17 protein-coding genes are annotated in these 16,349 nt (G+C 32.8%); 13 read left to right on the top strand and 4 right to left on the bottom strand.

Features of this window, described 5'->3' with window-relative positions:
• Window positions 1-55 precede the first annotated feature (55 nt).
• Entirely contained in the window at window positions 56-394 is a 339-nt protein-coding gene (locus BMY18_RS16565; protein ID WP_092456179.1) for a hypothetical protein, read from the bottom strand.
• Between the two features lie 173 nt (window positions 395-567).
• Here BMY18_RS16565 and BMY18_RS16560 point away from each other — a divergent pair, with 173 nt between their 5' ends.
• The 6 genes from BMY18_RS16560 (at window position 568) to BMY18_RS16535 (ending at window position 7,886) form a co-directional block, all read left to right on the top strand.
• Window positions 568-1,584 (top strand): polysaccharide biosynthesis protein, encoded by a 1,017-nt coding sequence (locus tag BMY18_RS16560; protein WP_092456176.1) that lies wholly within the window; start codon window positions 568-570, stop codon window positions 1,582-1,584.
• Window position 1,585: 1 nt separating this feature from the next.
• Window positions 1,586-2,704 (top strand): polysaccharide biosynthesis C-terminal domain-containing protein, encoded by a 1,119-nt coding sequence (locus BMY18_RS16555; RefSeq protein ID WP_092456172.1) that lies wholly within the window; start codon window positions 1,586-1,588, stop codon window positions 2,702-2,704.
• Between the two features lie 30 nt (window positions 2,705-2,734).
• Window positions 2,735-3,874 (top strand): non-hydrolyzing UDP-N-acetylglucosamine 2-epimerase, encoded by a 1,140-nt coding sequence (gene wecB / locus BMY18_RS16550; RefSeq protein ID WP_092456169.1) that lies wholly within the window; start codon window positions 2,735-2,737, stop codon window positions 3,872-3,874.
• Window positions 3,875-4,230: 356 nt separating this feature from the next.
• Window positions 4,231-6,114 carry a DUF4914 family protein gene (locus tag BMY18_RS16545; protein ID WP_092456166.1) on the top strand — a complete coding sequence of 628 codons (1,884 nt, stop codon included), beginning with the start codon at window positions 4,231-4,233 and terminating at the stop codon, window positions 6,112-6,114.
• 232 nt (window positions 6,115-6,346) lie between these two features.
• Window positions 6,347-7,123 carry a motility protein A gene (locus BMY18_RS16540; protein ID WP_092456163.1) on the top strand — a complete coding sequence of 259 codons (777 nt, stop codon included), beginning with the start codon at window positions 6,347-6,349 and terminating at the stop codon, window positions 7,121-7,123.
• Window positions 7,092-7,886, top strand: a complete 795-nt coding sequence (locus BMY18_RS16535) for an OmpA/MotB family protein (protein WP_092456160.1) — start codon at window positions 7,092-7,094, stop codon at window positions 7,884-7,886. The genes BMY18_RS16540 and BMY18_RS16535 overlap by 32 nt, the downstream gene beginning before the upstream one ends.
• Before the next feature lie 83 nt (window positions 7,887-7,969).
• Here the strand turns inward: BMY18_RS16535 and BMY18_RS21175 are convergent, their stop codons facing one another.
• Both BMY18_RS21175 and BMY18_RS16530 read right to left on the bottom strand, forming a co-directional pair.
• A complete protein-coding gene (locus tag BMY18_RS21175; RefSeq protein WP_170841455.1) occupies window positions 7,970-8,134 on the bottom strand; it encodes a hypothetical protein in 165 nt (54 codons plus the stop codon).
• A 31-nt stretch (window positions 8,135-8,165) separates the two neighbouring features.
• Entirely contained in the window at window positions 8,166-9,302 is a 1,137-nt protein-coding gene (locus BMY18_RS16530; protein ID WP_092456157.1) for a sodium ion-translocating decarboxylase subunit beta, read from the bottom strand.
• Window positions 9,303-9,702: 400 nt separating this feature from the next.
• On the opposite strand from BMY18_RS16530, the gene BMY18_RS16525 reads away from it, so the two are divergent.
• From BMY18_RS16525 to BMY18_RS16495, 7 genes are all read left to right on the top strand, one after another.
• Window positions 9,703-10,050: a PadR family transcriptional regulator gene (locus tag BMY18_RS16525; RefSeq protein ID WP_092456154.1), complete on the top strand. Its 348-nt coding sequence runs from the start codon at window positions 9,703-9,705 to the stop codon at window positions 10,048-10,050.
• The gene (locus tag BMY18_RS16520; protein WP_170841454.1) at window positions 10,031-11,095 is read left to right on the top strand and encodes a DUF1048 domain-containing protein; all 1,065 of its coding nucleotides are present in this window, start codon (window positions 10,031-10,033) and stop codon (window positions 11,093-11,095) included. The genes BMY18_RS16525 and BMY18_RS16520 overlap by 20 nt, the downstream gene beginning before the upstream one ends.
• The gene (locus tag BMY18_RS16515) at window positions 11,076-11,726 is read left to right on the top strand and encodes a pentapeptide repeat-containing protein (protein ID WP_170841453.1); all 651 of its coding nucleotides are present in this window, start codon (window positions 11,076-11,078) and stop codon (window positions 11,724-11,726) included. The genes BMY18_RS16520 and BMY18_RS16515 overlap by 20 nt, the downstream gene beginning before the upstream one ends.
• Before the next feature lie 176 nt (window positions 11,727-11,902).
• Window positions 11,903-12,400, top strand: coding sequence for an RNA polymerase sigma factor (locus tag BMY18_RS16510; RefSeq protein ID WP_092456145.1), 498 nt, complete (start codon window positions 11,903-11,905; stop codon window positions 12,398-12,400).
• The gene (locus tag BMY18_RS16505) at window positions 12,390-13,229 is read left to right on the top strand and encodes a hypothetical protein (protein WP_092456142.1); all 840 of its coding nucleotides are present in this window, start codon (window positions 12,390-12,392) and stop codon (window positions 13,227-13,229) included. Before BMY18_RS16510 ends, BMY18_RS16505 begins: the two co-directional genes overlap by 11 nt.
• A gap of 408 nt (window positions 13,230-13,637) precedes the next feature.
• On the top strand, window positions 13,638-13,949 hold the full coding sequence (locus tag BMY18_RS16500; protein ID WP_170841452.1) for a MarR family winged helix-turn-helix transcriptional regulator: 312 nt from the start codon (window positions 13,638-13,640) through the stop codon (window positions 13,947-13,949).
• Between the two features lie 289 nt (window positions 13,950-14,238).
• Window positions 14,239-15,093, top strand: coding sequence for a DegV family protein (locus BMY18_RS16495; protein ID WP_092456136.1), 855 nt, complete (start codon window positions 14,239-14,241; stop codon window positions 15,091-15,093).
• 21 nt (window positions 15,094-15,114) lie between these two features.
• Here the strand turns inward: BMY18_RS16495 and BMY18_RS16490 are convergent, their stop codons facing one another.
• Window positions 15,115-16,230, bottom strand: a complete 1,116-nt coding sequence (locus BMY18_RS16490; protein ID WP_092456133.1) for a 4-hydroxybutyrate dehydrogenase — start codon at window positions 16,228-16,230, stop codon at window positions 15,115-15,117.
• Between the last annotated feature and the right edge of the window lie 119 nt (window positions 16,231-16,349).

Genomic DNA, 16,349 nt, shown 5'->3' with positions numbered 1-16,349 from the left:
TAAAATAATGTAAAGGCGACTTTAGTGTAGTGTACTATTCGTAGCATGAAATAAGTTAGCTAGTTTTTCTTCTTCTCCATCTGCATCTAAAAAATAATCTGTATATAAAACCAGACATAATTGCAAGATTAATTCCAATAAAAACACTAAGGAGAGCATATCGTCTAGTAAAGCTCAAGCATTCAAAACTTGCTATAAGACCAGGCATATTTACAATCCCCTTGAAGAAATACAATCCTGTTATCATAATTATAAAAATCCAAAAATCAAAAATTAAAGTAGTCGCGATTGTTGGTTCTTGTCTCAAACGTGCAATAAAGCCGAAAATGACAGCAGAAATCATACCAGGTACTATGAGTATTAGAAAAAATCTAAAGAGATCTATGAAATTCATAAAATCACCTTCCATTCTTTTTATATTATTTCTATAGTATATTATGCTATTAGCCTGTATTTGGTTACGATATTTGTCAGACTTTGTAAATTAATGAGTTAAGCGATAGTTCCATTAAAAAATATTATTCATACTATAAAATATATAGATTTTTATAAAAATGGGGTAATTAAATGTTTACTAATAAAACACTCTTGATTACTGGAGGAACTGGCAGTTTTGGAAATGCAGTATTAGATCGTTTCTTGTGTACAGACGTAGGCGAAATCCGAATATTTTCTAGAGACGAGAAAAAGCAGGAGGATATGCGAAAGCGATATAACAATAATAAAGTGAAATTTTACATAGGAGATGTACGAGATTTACAGTCAATTAAAAATTCCATGTATGGGGTTGACTATATATTTCATGCAGCGGCGCTGAAGCAAGTTCCATCTTGTGAGTTTTTCCCATTAGAAGCAGTTAAGACAAATGTAATAGGAACGGACAATGTTTTGACAACAGCAATTGAATGTGGAGTGAAGAAAATAATTTGTTTATCAACTGATAAAGCAGCTTATCCAATCAATGCAATGGGTATTTCGAAAGCAATGATGGAAAAGGTATTTATTGCAAAATCAAAGACTGTAGACAATGATAAAACAACAATTTGTGGTACTCGTTATGGAAATGTAATGGCTTCTAGAGGTTCCGTAATACCACTTTTTATTGATCAAATTAAGTCAAGAAAACCAATTACAATTACCAATCCAAGCATGACACGATTTCTAATGAGTCTTGACGAGGCAGTAGAACTTGTTATATATGCCTTCATAAATGCGAAGGCCGGCGATATCATGGTACAGAAGGCGCCTGCATCAACGATTGGGGACTTAGCACAAGCCTTAAAGGAATTATTTAAAGCAAAGAATGACATTAAGATTATTGGTACACGCCATGGAGAAAAACAATATGAAACACTTCTCACAAAAGAAGAATATTTTGTAGCAGAGGATAGAGGCGACTTTTTTTGTGTACCTGCCGATAAGAGAGATTTAAATTACGATAAGTATTTCGTGGAAGGTAGCCAGAAGCTTTCGAATGAGGACGAATATAACTCAAATAATACTAAAAATTTAAATGTCGTAGAAATCAAAGAAATGCTATTGAAACTTGACTATGTGAATAATGAGTTGAAAGGCTGGATATAAAATGAATATTCTAATAACGGGAGCCAGTGGCTTTATAGGAAAAAATTTAATCGCACAGCTGAAAAATGAATTGGAAATAGATGAAATATATACATATGATATCAATACAGAACCTTATTTGTTAGATAATTATTGTAGAGATGCTGATTTTGTGTATAATCTAGCGGGTATCAATCGGCCCAGTGATAATGCAGATTTTATGAAAGGCAATTATGAGTTTATAGTTACCCTGTTAGATGCACTAAAAAAACATAAAAACACTTGCCCCATTATGTTGGCCTCATCAATCCAAGCAGTTTTAGATAATCCTTATGGAAAAAGTAAAAAGGCAGGGGAGGATTTAATGCTTGAATATTCAAAAGATACGGGTGCAAAATTATTGATCTATCGATTCCCTAATGTATTTGGGAAATGGTGCAGACCAAATTATAACAGTGTGGTCGCGACATTTTGTTATAATATTTCTCACAATTTGCCTATAAATGTAGATGATCCTAATTATATTTTAAATTTAGCATATATAGATGATGTAGTGGCAGAATTAATTCGTGTAACGAAAGAAAAGGAAAATAGAAAAGGAGTTTTTTATGAAATCCCTGTAGTGTATAGAGTTGCACTTGGTGAACTTGCATCACAAATCTATTCGTTTAAGGATAGCCGTATCTATATGACAATTCCCAAAGTGTCGGATGAATTTACAAAAAAACTATACAGTACATATTTGAGTTATATGCAAGAAGATTCGTTTAGTTATGCGCTTAAAATGAATTTTGATAATAGAGGCTCATTTACTGAGTTTATAAAGACGCCAGATAGAGGGCAAATATCTGTAAATGTTTCGAAACCAGGAATTATAAAGGGTAACCACTGGCATCATACGAAGCATGAAAAATTTCTAGTGGTAAGTGGAACTGGTGTTATTCGTCTTAGAAATATCTACTCAGATAAAATTATAGAGTACTTTGTGACGGATGAAAAAATGGAAGTTATTGATATACCTGTAGGATATACTCATAACATTGAAAATCTAGGAAAAACGGATATGGTTACAATTATGTGGGCAAATGAATTCTTTAACCGTGATAAGCCTGATACTTACTATATGGAGGTATCAATTTAAGGTTGACATTTCAAGAGGAGATGAGTAGACATGGAAAAATTAAAAGTGGTTACTGTAGTTGGAACACGTCCAGAAATTATACGTTTGTCAGCAGTTATTAATAAGCTAGAACAATCAGAAGTAATTGAACATATACTTGTACATACAGGTCAGAACTATGACTATGAATTAAATGAGGTGTTTTTTGAGGATTTAAATCTAAGAAAACCTGATTATTTTCTTGATGCAGCTAACAATAACGCAATTGAGACAATTGGTAATATTTTAATTAAAATTGATCCTATATTGGAAAAGGTAAAACCAGATGCATTTTTGATACTTGGTGACACAAATAGTTGTTTATGCGCAATTGCTGCAAAGAGAAGGCATATACCTATATTTCATATGGAAGCAGGGAATAGGTGCTTTGATCAAAGAGTACCAGAAGAAACAAATAGAAAAATTGTGGATCATATATCAGACATCAACTTACCTTATAGCAATATTGCAAGAGAATATCTTCTAAAAGAAGGACTTCCATCAGATAGAATTATTAAAACTGGGAGTCCAATGTATGAAGTGATTACTTCCAGAAGAAAAGAAATTGAAAATTCTGATATATTACAAAAATTAGACATTATAGCAAATGAGTACTTTGTTGTATCAGCTCATCGAGAAGAAAATATTAATATAGAACAAAATTTTGTAGAATTAGTAGATAGCCTAAATGCAATCGCTGAAAAATATAATATACCAATTATAGTTAGTACCCATCCTAGAACCAGAAAAAAGATTTACGAAATGGGTATTCAATTAAATCCACTTGTGAAAACAATTAAACCATTTGGATTTAATGATTACATTAAACTTCAACTAAATGCAAAAGCTGTATTAAGTGATAGTGGAACCATAAGTGAAGAATCCTCAATTCTAGGGATAAAAGCGCTAAATATTAGACAATGTCACGAAAGACCAGAGGCAATGGAGGAAACCACAGTTATGATGGTTGGTCTTTCAAAACAAAGAATAATGCAAGGACTTATTGTGTTAGAAACACAACAAAAAGATACATTAAGAGAAGTAGATGATTATAGTGTTTCCAATGTATCTGATAAAGTACTTAGAATTATATTGTCCTATACAGAGTATGTAAATAGAGTCGTATGGGGAATAACCAAGCAAACAATCTAAATTATTAAGAATTTCACAAAGGTGAGAACCCATCATATTAGAAAGGTGAGAACTCATCAATATTATATTGACATGCATGAATTAATGACATATAATATAAAACTTGAGAGGTAAATTAAAGTATCTTCTTATTGCTGGAATAAAAACCCAGTGAAATAAATCAAAAAATGATATGAAATATAAAAGCAATAATCAAACTAAATCATTCGGAAGACAAAGCAAATTAGAAATAAATAAGTTGTAAGTAAGCCGATATCCAAGGATTAATCCAAAGATACCGGCTTAAATAATAAAATGTGAATCACTATTTTAAATTATACTTGAGAGACTGCAAAGGCAGATGGGAAGGAGTTTATATGAACGAATATTTAAGTAAAATCAAATTAGATGATGATGTAATGGACATATTAACTAGCAGCAAAAAATTAATATTTCCAAAAACTAGAGAGGAACTTTTAGCTCTCTCATTTGGAAGCGATGATAAAGATGAATACAATGTTGAATATGAAATCCCAGGTGTTGGCAACCGTGTTGAAGCCACTGTAACAAGATGCAAGAATGGTGTTGTAATTAACTACCCTGATGATTATATGCGTCGCCGTGATCCAGACAGTCTTATCGTTGCCGACGATCAGCCAACTGATAAACCAAAATTCAATGACACATACGGATATGAATTTGATGGCTTAAGAAAAGAAACATTTGCATGGTTAAAGAAACAGGAACTGATTGTTTTACCTTTCCTTTCAGGTGGCGAAAAGTACGGATATCCTTCAATTCTTATCGCTCCAGCCAACGCAGGCCACTTTGCGCTAGCACTTGCCGATTTACAGGGTCGTCTCAATATCGATGATATTAAAGCACCTTTTGAGCCTGTAGCAATTGTTTATCTTGCTCCCCCTTTCCGTCATACACACTTTGAAGGAAAACAGATTTGCGTTCACAATAGATTAGAAAAAGTTCATGAAGTATTTTCATATAACTTGTATCCAGGGCCAAGTGCTAAAAAGGGTGTATACAGCGTATTACTCAATATTGGTGAGAGAGAAGATTGGACAACCTGTCATGCTTCAGCTGTTAAGGTAATCACTCCTTATGATAATGAAATCGTAATTATGCACGAAGGTGCATCTGGCGGTGGTAAGAGCGAGATGCTTGAAAAAGTTCATAGAGAAGCAGATGACAGAGTTTTATTAGGAAAAAATACCGTAACAGGTGAAAAGAATTACCTTAGAATTTCTGAAACATGTGAATTACGTCCAGTAACGGATGATATGGCGCTTTGCCATCCTAAGATGCAAAATGAAAGCAACAAGCTTGTTGTTGGCGATGCTGAGACAGGTTGGTTCTTAAGAGTAGATAGCATTACTGCATATGGTGAAAATCCTTCTTATGAAAGACTTTTTATGCAACCAAGTCAGCCACTTGTATTTATTAATTTACAAGGCACTCCTAATTCAACTTGTATTCCTTGGGAGCATACACTTGACTCAAACGGAAAACCATGTCCTAACCCAAGAGTAATATTTCCAAGAAATATGGTGCCGGATATTGTTGATGGAACAGTTGAAGTTGATGTAAGAAGCTTTGGCGTTAGATGTCCAGCTTGTACAAAGTCTGATCCTACATACGGAATATTGGGTATGATGCATGTACTTCCACCTGCACTTGCATGGATTTGGAGACTTGTAGCACCAAGAGGATTTAAGAATCCAAGTATTGTTGATAATTCAGGCAACGCACTGAAGAGCGAAGGCGTTGGTTCTTATTGGCCATTTGCTACTGGTAAGATGGTTAAACAGGCAAATTTATTGTTAGAGCAGATTTGTAGTTCAACAAGTACAAGATATATTATTATTCCGAATCAGCACATTGGAGCTTACGACGTAGGTTTCATGCCTGAATGGATTTCAAGAGAATATATTGCGCGCCGTGGCGGAGCAAAGTTCAAACAAGAACATTTGGTTGAAGCCCGTTGCACATTATTAGGATATTGTCTTGATTCCATAAAAGTAGACGGTCAATATATCAGAAAAGCATTTTTACAACCTGAAAAGCAAGGAGAAATCGGTATCGAAGCTTATGATATTGGCGCAAAGATATTAACAGATTTCTTTAAAGAGGAATTAGTTAAATTTATTACTCCAGATCTTGAACCACTAGGAAAACAGATTATAGATTGCTTTTTAAATGATGCTTCATTACAAGACTATATGGAATTGATTCCAATGAGATATTAATTATATAAATTAAGCTTTCAAAATAATAAACGGGATAGAATTAAAAATCATCTTATAAATATGTTTTTAGGATGTAATTTGGTTCTATCCCTATTTTTATGCCTATATTCTAAAACCTAAGGGTATAAATTGTTGACTATTTAAATTATACAAAGTATAATTGTTATTATAGACTTTTTTGTTATATTTTAAAATATTTTATTACGTAAGAAAAACTTGGAGGAACTTTGATATGGATATAGTATCAATTGGCAGTTTGATTTTGGGATTCGCGGTACTCGTTATAGGCTTTATTTTGGAAGAGGGAATTGTAACGAAACTTATTTCGCCGACGTCTGCTTTGATTATATTTGGTGGAACATTTGCTGTTCTAGGTGTATCATTTCCAGCTAAAAGACTTGTTAAGATTCCGAAACTGATAAAAATAGCATTTACAACACATAAAGAGGACAGAAATGCAATTTTGTTATATTTTGAAGAATTAGCTGTACTTGTAAGAAAAGATGGATTGTTGTCACTTGAACAGAAAATTACTAGTGGTGAGAATTTGGATCCTTTTCTTGTTACGGGTCTACAGATGGTAATAGATGGTACAGATTTGGATAATATGAAGCATACATTAGAGACTAAAATTAGCAATATGGAAGAAAGACATTCAAAGGGAATTTCGATATTTGAGGCCGCAGGTGGATATGCTCCAACGATGGGAGTTGTTGGTACTGTTTTGGGTCTGATTAACGTACTTGCCGATTTGAACGATATGGAGGCTCTTGGTGGTAAGGTGGCGACTGCATTTATTGCAACACTATATGGTATTGCTTCGGCTAATATATTGTGGCTCCCAATAGCAACAAAGCTTAAAGAATTAGATGGCGATGAAACTGTAACAAAATACATGATGCTTGATGGAATTATAATGCTTCAAAACGGAAGCAACCCAATTTTGATCCGAGAGCATTTGGAAGGATACTTAGAGGATGAAAAAGAAAAAACACAAAGAGGGGAATAGTGAGCGCTGGCTTCTTACATATGCAGATATGCTTACTTTGTTATTTGTATTGTTTGTAGTACTATTTGCAATGAGTAATATAAATTCCGAAAAGCTTGCGGCTGTATCTGGTTCGCTTAATGCAGCACTGGGAAATGGTTCGGGTACTGCTTATTCAATACTGGATGGTGGCGTTGGTCTCTTGGAGGGTGGCGTGCCTGTAGAGACACAAGCCGCAACAGAAGCTGCAACAGTATCTCCTACGAATTCGTCAACTAATCCATCAACACAATCAAGTGAACAGAAATCGGAACAGTCACAAATAAAAGGTGTAAAAGAAAATATTGATAAAATTATATCCACAATTAATGTAGGTGGAGATATTGGAATTAATATTAAAGAAAGTGGTTTGGTTATTACATTCCCAAGTGGTACTTTTTTTGATAGTGGTAAGGCTGTACTAAAAGATAATATGAAGGAAGCTTTAAAAAAAATAGCTGTTGAATTGAATACAATAGATAATACGATTGTAGTTAATGGATATACAGATAATGTAACTATAAATAATAGTATCTATGCTTCTAATTGGCAGCTATCTGCAGCAAGAGCGGCTAATGTTGCTCAATATCTAGATGAGAATTGTCAGGTGGATCGTTCTAGACTAATACCTGCAGGATTAGGCGAAAATAATCCTGTAGCATCAAATGATACGCTTGAGGGCAAAAGTAAGAACAGAAGAGTAGAAATACAAATACTTTATAGTTATAAAGAAGTGATTGAGTAAGAAAAAATCCGTTTCTGCTATGCATTGCATAGTGGAAACGGATTTTTTTTTGAAATAATATTATATACAATTTTTTTCTTTAATTATTCTATTTTATCTTTTTTATCTTTTTGTAACTTTGTCATTATCATAACAATAATTGAAATAATGCCAAGTACTATAAAAATTGCAAGCATTCCCTTCCACATAATATTTAAAGATATTAAAAAATTACTCCATCTTTCGCTATTTAATAATTGTTCTATCATTATAGAGACTCCTTTCTATTGTGTACGATTACTATAATATCGTGCTTAAAATACTAAGTACAACACCACCGGCAACGACTGATCCAATCTGACCTGCAACATTGGAACCAATTGCTGGCATTAAAAGATGGTTGGTTGGATCTTCTTTTAGACCCATCTTTTGAATAACACGAGCTGACATTGGAAATGCTGAAATACCTGCGCCTCCAACCATTGGGTTCACTTTTTGTCCAGGTAACAAGTTCAATAATTTTGCAAATAGAACGCCACCAATTGTATCAAATATGAATGCAATCAGTCCAATACCCATAATCATAAAAGTTGCTGGTGTAACAAATTTATCAGCTGTCATACTTGCAGAAATAGTAAGACCCAAAAGCAACGTAATCAAGTTCGCTAATGATGTCTGCGCTGTATCAGATAAACTTTTGAGTACACCACATTCTCTTAGTAAGTTTCCGAACATCAAGAAACCAACCAATGCTACAGATGCAGGAGCAATCATACCAGCAATAAAAGTTACGATAACAGGAAAAAATATTCTTGTCGTTCTCGAAATATTACTTGGATTATAAGGCATACGAATTAGTCGCTCTTTCTTAGTCGTTACTAATCGAATGGCAAAAGGTTGTATGATTGGAACAAGAGCCATATAACAGTAAGCCGCGACAGCAATGGGCGCTATATAATTAGAATTTAAAATTTGTGATACAAGGATAGAAGTAGGACCATCCGCTGCTCCAATAATACCAATAGAAACAGCGTCCTTTAAGTCAAATCCTAATAATGTAGCAACAGAGATGGCAAAGAAAATACCAAATTGTGCTGCTGCTCCGAAAAGAAACATTTTAGGATTAGAAAGAAGTGGACCAAAATCAATCATTGCTCCGATTCCTATAAATAAGAGAAGTGGCATCGCTTCAGAGGACTTTATTCCAACATGAAATAGCCATTCAATTATACCACTAGTATTGCCGATACCAGCTAACGTCTGGTCTAATACACCAGAAAGTGGGATGTTTACTAATATAGCGCCAAATCCCATAGGCAAAAGCAAAGCAGGTTCAAAATTCTTGTTGATAGCTAAGTAAATTAACAAAATACCAATTAGATACATTACGATCTCTTGCCATGTGATTGCAAGTACACCGCTTAATAAAAAATCCATAATACTTTCCTCCTTTAGCCACATAATACAATTACATATGGCATTTGATTTTTTGTAATAGGGAGCAATTCAATGAAATATAAGTATAAAACTATGTATGTGCACCCTTAACCTTAATAATATTTTATCTTTTTCTTATATTAATGTCAAATTTAATTACAATTAGAGGAGAAAATATAATATCAAATCAATTATAAAGAAAACTTTAATAATATTCTGTTTAATTCACTGTAAACGATTATATTAATATCATATTTCTTGTTAATATGATTCAATAAATTTAGAATATCTACTGACTCACTAAATTCAGCGTATCTACTTGACAATACAGAGTAGATATTGTATAAATAATAAATAGCTACTTAGATATACATAGTAGTTGGAAGAAAGGAAGATAAAATTGGAAGAATCACAATTGTTGAAGGGAATACTTGAGGGTTGTGTTCTTGCTATTATTGCAGCGGGGGAAACCTATGGCTATGAGATTATATCTGTGCTAGCGGATTATGGCTTTAATGATATTCAAGATGGGACATTATACCCAGTTTTAACAAGACTGGAAAAAAGAGATTTGATTGTATGCAGAATAGGTAAATCACCATATGGTCCTAAGCGAAAATATTTTAGGATTAGCGAAGAGGGTAAGGCGTATTTAGAACAATTCAAGAAAACTTATCTAGATATTACAGAAAGAGCAAATTCTATTATTTTAGGGGATGGGGAAAAACATGAAAAAAAATCAGATTGAATATAAGTTAAAGTTAACAGGGGAATATTTAAATGAATTTGAATCAATACAACAGTATATTGAGTGTAGTGATAGTATGTATGAAAAAAAAGAGGAGTGCCTGGAAGAAATATTAGATCTTTTATTAACGGCTCAAGAAAATGGAAGAGTACCTGAAGAAGTAATCGGCAAAGATATCAAAATCTTTTGCAACAATATATTAAAAGGGATTAATTATCATTCCTTTGTTTTTTATATGGCGCTAAGACTAGTTGGTATTTCCGCTACAGCATTGTTTATTAGTATATTTTTCATGGTTTCATATAATGTTCTGAGGATTCAAGGAACAGTTGTAGTTGGAAGCAAAATAAGCATAATATATGCATTTGGAATTGCAGTGAGCACAGTGGTACTTGATTTTTTTATTGATTATTATTTTAGGAAGCAAATTGCTAAGAACGGTAAAAATAAGCATGCCAAGTATAAAGGGAAAATTAGGCTGATTTTAGTGATATTAAGCAGTATTTTATTTGCTTTAATACAAGGAATGGATTTTCATAAAACATATACGACTATACCTAGAATGCTGTTAATCTTTGCTATTGCTTTGCTTTTAGTAGCAATAATCAATTGTATAGAGAGGTGTGGAGGTTTAGGCGATTTATATGGAAGTACTTATAATAAATCAAAAAAAATAGGCGTTCTGAAGACAGGACTTTATATGAAATATGAAAAGAAAAAAGCAAAAAATATTAGAAAAAATAGAGACTATACAGTAGAGTTATTCACAAAAAGGCAAAAAAAAGAAATAGAAATTAGTCACATTTTTTTTTGTATATTACTTCCATTTATCATTGGAGAAGTATGTTTGTGCGGCTATTTGATATTGACTAAAGACATTGGAGCCGGTATATTTATTTTGTTTATCTTTATTCTTGCACTGATGATGATTAATATTATATTTATATTGCTAAAAAAACCTCAGCTTAAATTGCTGCAGGAATTTTGTGGAGAACAGATAGATAATGAGTGGAATGAGGAAAATCATGAAAATTATAAAGCCTAATATACCGAAGGTATTGGTCGATGTAGAAAATTTGATGTCATATAGTATTAGCTTTAGAGAAGAAGATATAGATATTGAAAAAATTATTGTAAAAGAAAATTATTGCGAAAAGGTAGACTTTTATAAAATAAGTATGAATGGTACCGTTTTAGAAAATTGCAAATTTATTAACTGTGATTTCGAAAAATCGAGCTTTGTAGATGTTATCTTTATAAAGTGTGACTTTTCTAATAGTAATTTTCAAAATTCATATTTCAATAAATGTGAATTTATATCATGTAAGTGTCTTGGTATAGATATGTATAATTCTAGCTTGAAGCACGTCCTAATTAGTGACTCGAATTTTCAATACACAAATTTAAATAGAGCAAATTTTAATGGGGTGATGGTTAGCGATAGTGATTTATCAAATGCTAATATATCCGAGTGTACACAAAAGAACTTTGAGGTTGTAAATGCACAATTTTTAAATACTAGTTTTTTTAAAACTATGCTTAAAGGAATAGATTTTACAAATAGTCAAATAGGAGCAGTGGCTTTGTCGGATAGCTTGATTGAGTTAAAGGGTGTAATAATTAATGAATACCAAGCGTCAGATATTGTGAAATTATTGGGAGTAGTAGTTAGATAATATGATTTGTTCCACCATAATAAATAAGAAATTGCCAAAGTAACTTCAGCTTTCGAGTAGGGTAGGGGGGAAGTTACTTTGGCAATTTAGTGGCAATTTAGGCTTTTATTATTATTCGTTAATAACCCGACACTTTAGGCTGCTCAATCGTATTATCAGTGAAAGGGGGAATTCAAATGGAAAAATCTTTGTTTCGTACGGACAAAGAAGTTGGAGAAATATATAATCGTCATGTAAATTCAATTTACCGCATTTGTTTTACCTATATGAAAAATAAAGCCGATACGGAAGATGCTGTACAGGATACCTTTGTGAAATTATTAAAATACAATTGTAAATTTCAAAATGAAGAGCACGAAAAGGCTTGGCTAATTGTAACTGCTACAAATATTTGCAAAGACCATTTTCGGCATTGGTGGCAGAAAAAAGAGCAACTTGAAGATCACGAAAATCTATGTATTGAATCACATTTTGAAATAGATGAAACTATAGCGGTGGTCATGACTTTGCCAGACAAGTATAAAATAGTGATTTATCTATATTATTACGAAGGTTATACAAGCACAGCAATTGCAGGAATGCTCCAAAAACCCCAATCGACAATCCGTAATTATCTTCATGAAGGGAGATTGATTCTTCGAAAAAAGTTAGGTGGTGAATTTGATGAAGAATAAACAAATAATCAACTCTTGGAATAAAATTGAACCAGATGATGCTTTGAAAAACCGAATGCTGGCAAAAATTTTAATACAGCTTGAATCAGAAGTACATCAGGAAAAGAAGACTTTTAGTATGAAGAAGGTATATAAACCACTAGCAGTTTGTTTGCTCCTTGCAGTAGTATTTTATGTCTTACTTTTTAAAGGAGGAAACATTATGCAAAATCATTCGGCTTATCCCGAAACACAGGTTCAGAATGATAATCCCAAAAATAAGAATCCTATATCAACGGCAAAAAAACAGGTGTTTAGTGGATTTGTTCTGACGGTGTATGCTGCGGAAGTAGAGGGAACTAATCTTAGCGTGAATTATAAGGAGGATGCCATTTCGACTGTGTTGACACCAAAAGTGGAGGTGCTGCTCGCTAACTATAGTCCATTAATAAGTAGCGTTCCAGGACTACCATTTAGCTTTGATTTTAATGATAGTGACAGTGATTCATTGAAACCGGACAGTATAAAAGTTACGATTGACTATGGTGAACTGCTTACTTGGAATATGGAAACAGGCATTGTAAATTTTGAAGGGACATCTATTTCTAGACAAACTGGTGACACCCTTTATTGGTCGCCGCTCATTCCCCTCAATGGCAATGAAGAGATAGAAGGAAATCTTGAATATGAGGGGGCTTCTCAGGGTGTTCAAAAAGGAGTTGTAGAAAAAGCGCAAATAACCGTTACAGCAATGAAAGATGGAAAAGAAATTGGCAAACAAACTATTTATATTACTGAAATTGACGGTGATTATTATGCAACAGTAGGAGAACTAATAATTATTGCTTAGAAAAGTTCAGAGTCCTCAGAAAATTTAAATCTCTATGGTAATATAAAAATGCATTGAAAATGTTTGACATTTAAACATTTTCAATGCATCTTTGTTATTATAGAAGGATTAAATATAGTCGGTGATACTAATGTTAAGCTCCTGTTTGGATTCTTTAATAAACGTAGAATAATATATAAAATTTTGGGGATAATTACTTCGAAAATCATAAATGAATATGAACGGCGAAAATGCATGTTGACGATATTAAGAAAATCTTGTATAATCAACAGTGTTTACTATATGTAGATTAATTGGAGGGTAGTGGATTAGATGGATTTAAAAGAGGAATTAACACTAACTTTATACAGTATTTATGATTCCGACATTTTTGCTCCAATAATGGAATTCCTTCAGGGAGAAACTCGTGTGTTACTATTCATGCTCATGAATAAAAATAAAGAGATATATCCATCTGATTTGAGTGAGGCACTGAATGTTACCAGACAAAGAATTACATCGATTTTATCTTCATTACGTAAAAAAGAATTTGTAGTAATGGAATTGTCAAAAAAAGATCGACGTAGAATGCAAGTTTTCTTGACATACAAAGGAAAAAAACATGTTATCGCAAAAGTAAAAATAGCAGAGCGTTTGATAGATACTCTGATAGACCGGCTTGGCTATGATAATGTTAAGCAGTTATCTTCAATTTTAGAAATGGTAGTACGTAAAAAATAGTTTTTAACAATTGAAAGTGAAATTGTATGAAAAAAAGTATGAAATAAAGTATGAAATTCAGTATACGATAAAATATGAAATATAGTATTCAATAAATTATGAAATATAGTATGGGATATTTGCTTAATATGTATTAATAAGCAAATTTTTCTTTGAATATATAGTCAATAGTATTTACTATAAACGGTGTTTGAATTACATATTTTAAACTTGAGTATTAGACTTGAGTTTTAAGTGCCGATAATAATGCGAAGTAAATTCGCACGGCAGATTGGAGCATTTAGCAATTATGAGAAAATTATTTATTGTAACAGAAAGTGGTGCGGATTTACCAAAGAAGTATGTGGATCGTTATCAAATCGAAGTAATTCCTATGCATATTATGATGGGAGACAAGGAATATCTTGATGGGCAGCTTGATATACAACACATTTATGATTATTTTAAAGATACTAAAAAAGTACCTTCAACAGCTGCAGCAAATCCAAGTCAATATCAGGAAGTATTCGAACGAATCACAGCTAAAAATCCTGGATGTTTTATAATTCATATTGGATATTCCGCTGAGGCATCCTGCACATTTGCAAATGCCTGTATCGCCTCACAAGATATGCATAATGTATATCATATTGATTCCAAAAATGTATCTGGCGGCGAATCTGCTATTATTATTAAAGCTGCAGAATTAATTGAGAAGAATCCAGATATGGATCCAGCTGAACTGAAATTAAAGGTTGAAGCATATGCAGCGCGTGCAAAAATGTCATTTATTCCTGGAAGACTTGAGTTTTTAAAGGCAGGCGGACGTGTTTCTAATGCATCATATATAGGAGCAACGGTGCTTAATATCAAACCTATGATCGAGATAATTGAAGGAAAACTGATTGCTACGAAGAAATACCGTGGCTCTATCAATAAAATCATTGAAAAATATTTTGAGGAGTATGTTCACAGACATAATTTAGAATTAGAACAGCTCTTCTGCATATTTAGTATGGGAGTGGAAGAAGCTGTTCTTCAAAAAATAGAGCAGATTTCAAAACAAAAAGGATTTAAAAAAATGATAAGAGTTCAAACTGGAGCTGTTATCACCTGCCATTGCGGTCCTGGTGGAATCGGACTTAGCGGATTTGAAAAAGAATAAGTAATGATAGTAGTGATATAATCAATACAATTTCGTATAAATCGATAATACAGTTTCTTTGTCAAGTACAGCATAGTTATTTGCCATTAACCTGCTTTGCTTGGTCATAACTGTATTCGTAAATATCAATAAATCATTTTCTGTAACATTGTATAAATGTAGAGGCTTTCTCGGTAAAATATTATCGAGAAGCTTTTCTATCTCTATATAAACAAGGTTATCTTCGCATTCTAAAATTTCAGCTAAAATATGATTTAGATTTTTTATGATCCCGTTTGGATTAAGTGCTTGATATGTTTTGTAAACTTCTGTAAACATGAGATAATTTGCTTCACCATGAGGTACATGGTAGGTGGCACCAATTGGATAGCTCATTGCGTGAACAGCTGCACATCCCGCATTTCCAAAGGCAATTCCAGCATAGGTGCTTGCGATTAGAAAATCATTTAGATAGAGGTTTCTAATTTCAGGACCTTTTTTAATGATTTCTTTGTAGCCGGATAATATCATTCGCATTGCTTTTTCGGAAAAAAGCTTACTAAATTCAGTGGCCTTTGGTGAAGTATATGATTCGATTGAATGGATTAGTGCGTCAATTGAACTTGTAGCAAAATACTTGAATGGAAGATTAGAAATCAACTCAGGAATCAAAACTGCATAATCAGCATAGAGTTCATCTACCGCTAATCCCATCTTGGTATTAATAGCAGTAAGTTCAAGTATGGAAATATTTGTGACTTCACTTCCAGTTCCACAAGTTGTTGGTACTAGAATCAATTCCTTATTTTTGACTATTTCAAATTTCCTATCAAACAAATCTAAAACTGGTACCGTTTTTTTCAATGAAAATAATTTAGCTACATCTAGGATTGTTCCCCCACCTATTGCAAATACTCGGTTGTAGGTATATCCGCTGATATCATTATATATATTTTCAACCATAGTATCAGTTGGCTCACCACTCCCATATTTTCTATAATTAACAACCAATGCATCTGAAAATGCATCTGTAAAATAGAAATCGCGAGTAGAATCACTAATAAACACCAAATCCCCTTTCCCAATCCCAAATTCCCCCAAAAACTCCTCACAACTCTCAAATTGCTCAATCGTAGGAAAAATATTAAATTTTTGCATATTACCACCTTCATCCTTCATTTTTATATACTGAATATTCTAAACATCATTTGATTTTTGACTATACTATAATGTAGTTCTAGTTGTAGTTGTAGTTGTATTTGTAGTTGTAGTTGTAG

Source organism: [Clostridium] fimetarium (genome assembly GCF_900111235.1).
GTDB lineage: Bacteria > Bacillota > Clostridia > Lachnospirales > Lachnospiraceae > Clostridium_N > Clostridium_N fimetarium.
The sequence above is the reverse complement of the archived record's forward strand: the minus strand, read 5'-3'. Positions and strand labels throughout refer to the sequence as shown.

What these genes read in the sequence shown, in the direction of transcription:
- BMY18_RS16565 (WP_092456179.1), bottom strand. Translation starts at nt 394, where the DNA reads ATGAATTTCATAGATCTCTTTAGATTTTTTCTAATACTCATAGTACCT.
- BMY18_RS16560 (WP_092456176.1), top strand. Translation starts at nt 568, where the DNA reads ATGTTTACTAATAAAACACTCTTGATTACTGGAGGAACTGGCAGTTTT.
- BMY18_RS16555 (WP_092456172.1), top strand. Translation starts at nt 1,586, where the DNA reads ATGAATATTCTAATAACGGGAGCCAGTGGCTTTATAGGAAAAAATTTA.
- wecB (WP_092456169.1), top strand. Translation starts at nt 2,735, where the DNA reads ATGGAAAAATTAAAAGTGGTTACTGTAGTTGGAACACGTCCAGAAATT.
- BMY18_RS16545 (WP_092456166.1), top strand. Translation starts at nt 4,231, where the DNA reads ATGAACGAATATTTAAGTAAAATCAAATTAGATGATGATGTAATGGAC.
- BMY18_RS16540 (WP_092456163.1), top strand. Translation starts at nt 6,347, where the DNA reads ATGGATATAGTATCAATTGGCAGTTTGATTTTGGGATTCGCGGTACTC.
- BMY18_RS16535 (WP_092456160.1), top strand. Translation starts at nt 7,092, where the DNA reads ATGAAAAAGAAAAAACACAAAGAGGGGAATAGTGAGCGCTGGCTTCTT.
- BMY18_RS21175 (WP_170841455.1), bottom strand. Translation starts at nt 8,134, where the DNA reads ATGATAGAACAATTATTAAATAGCGAAAGATGGAGTAATTTTTTAATA.
- BMY18_RS16530 (WP_092456157.1), bottom strand. Translation starts at nt 9,302, where the DNA reads ATGGATTTTTTATTAAGCGGTGTACTTGCAATCACATGGCAAGAGATC.
- BMY18_RS16520 (WP_170841454.1), top strand. Translation starts at nt 10,031, where the DNA reads ATGAAAAAAAATCAGATTGAATATAAGTTAAAGTTAACAGGGGAATAT.
- BMY18_RS16515 (WP_170841453.1), top strand. Translation starts at nt 11,076, where the DNA reads ATGAAAATTATAAAGCCTAATATACCGAAGGTATTGGTCGATGTAGAA.
- BMY18_RS16510 (WP_092456145.1), top strand. Translation starts at nt 11,903, where the DNA reads ATGGAAAAATCTTTGTTTCGTACGGACAAAGAAGTTGGAGAAATATAT.
- BMY18_RS16505 (WP_092456142.1), top strand. Translation starts at nt 12,390, where the DNA reads ATGAAGAATAAACAAATAATCAACTCTTGGAATAAAATTGAACCAGAT.
- BMY18_RS16495 (WP_092456136.1), top strand. Translation starts at nt 14,239, where the DNA reads ATGAGAAAATTATTTATTGTAACAGAAAGTGGTGCGGATTTACCAAAG.
- BMY18_RS16490 (WP_092456133.1), bottom strand. Translation starts at nt 16,230, where the DNA reads ATGCAAAAATTTAATATTTTTCCTACGATTGAGCAATTTGAGAGTTGT.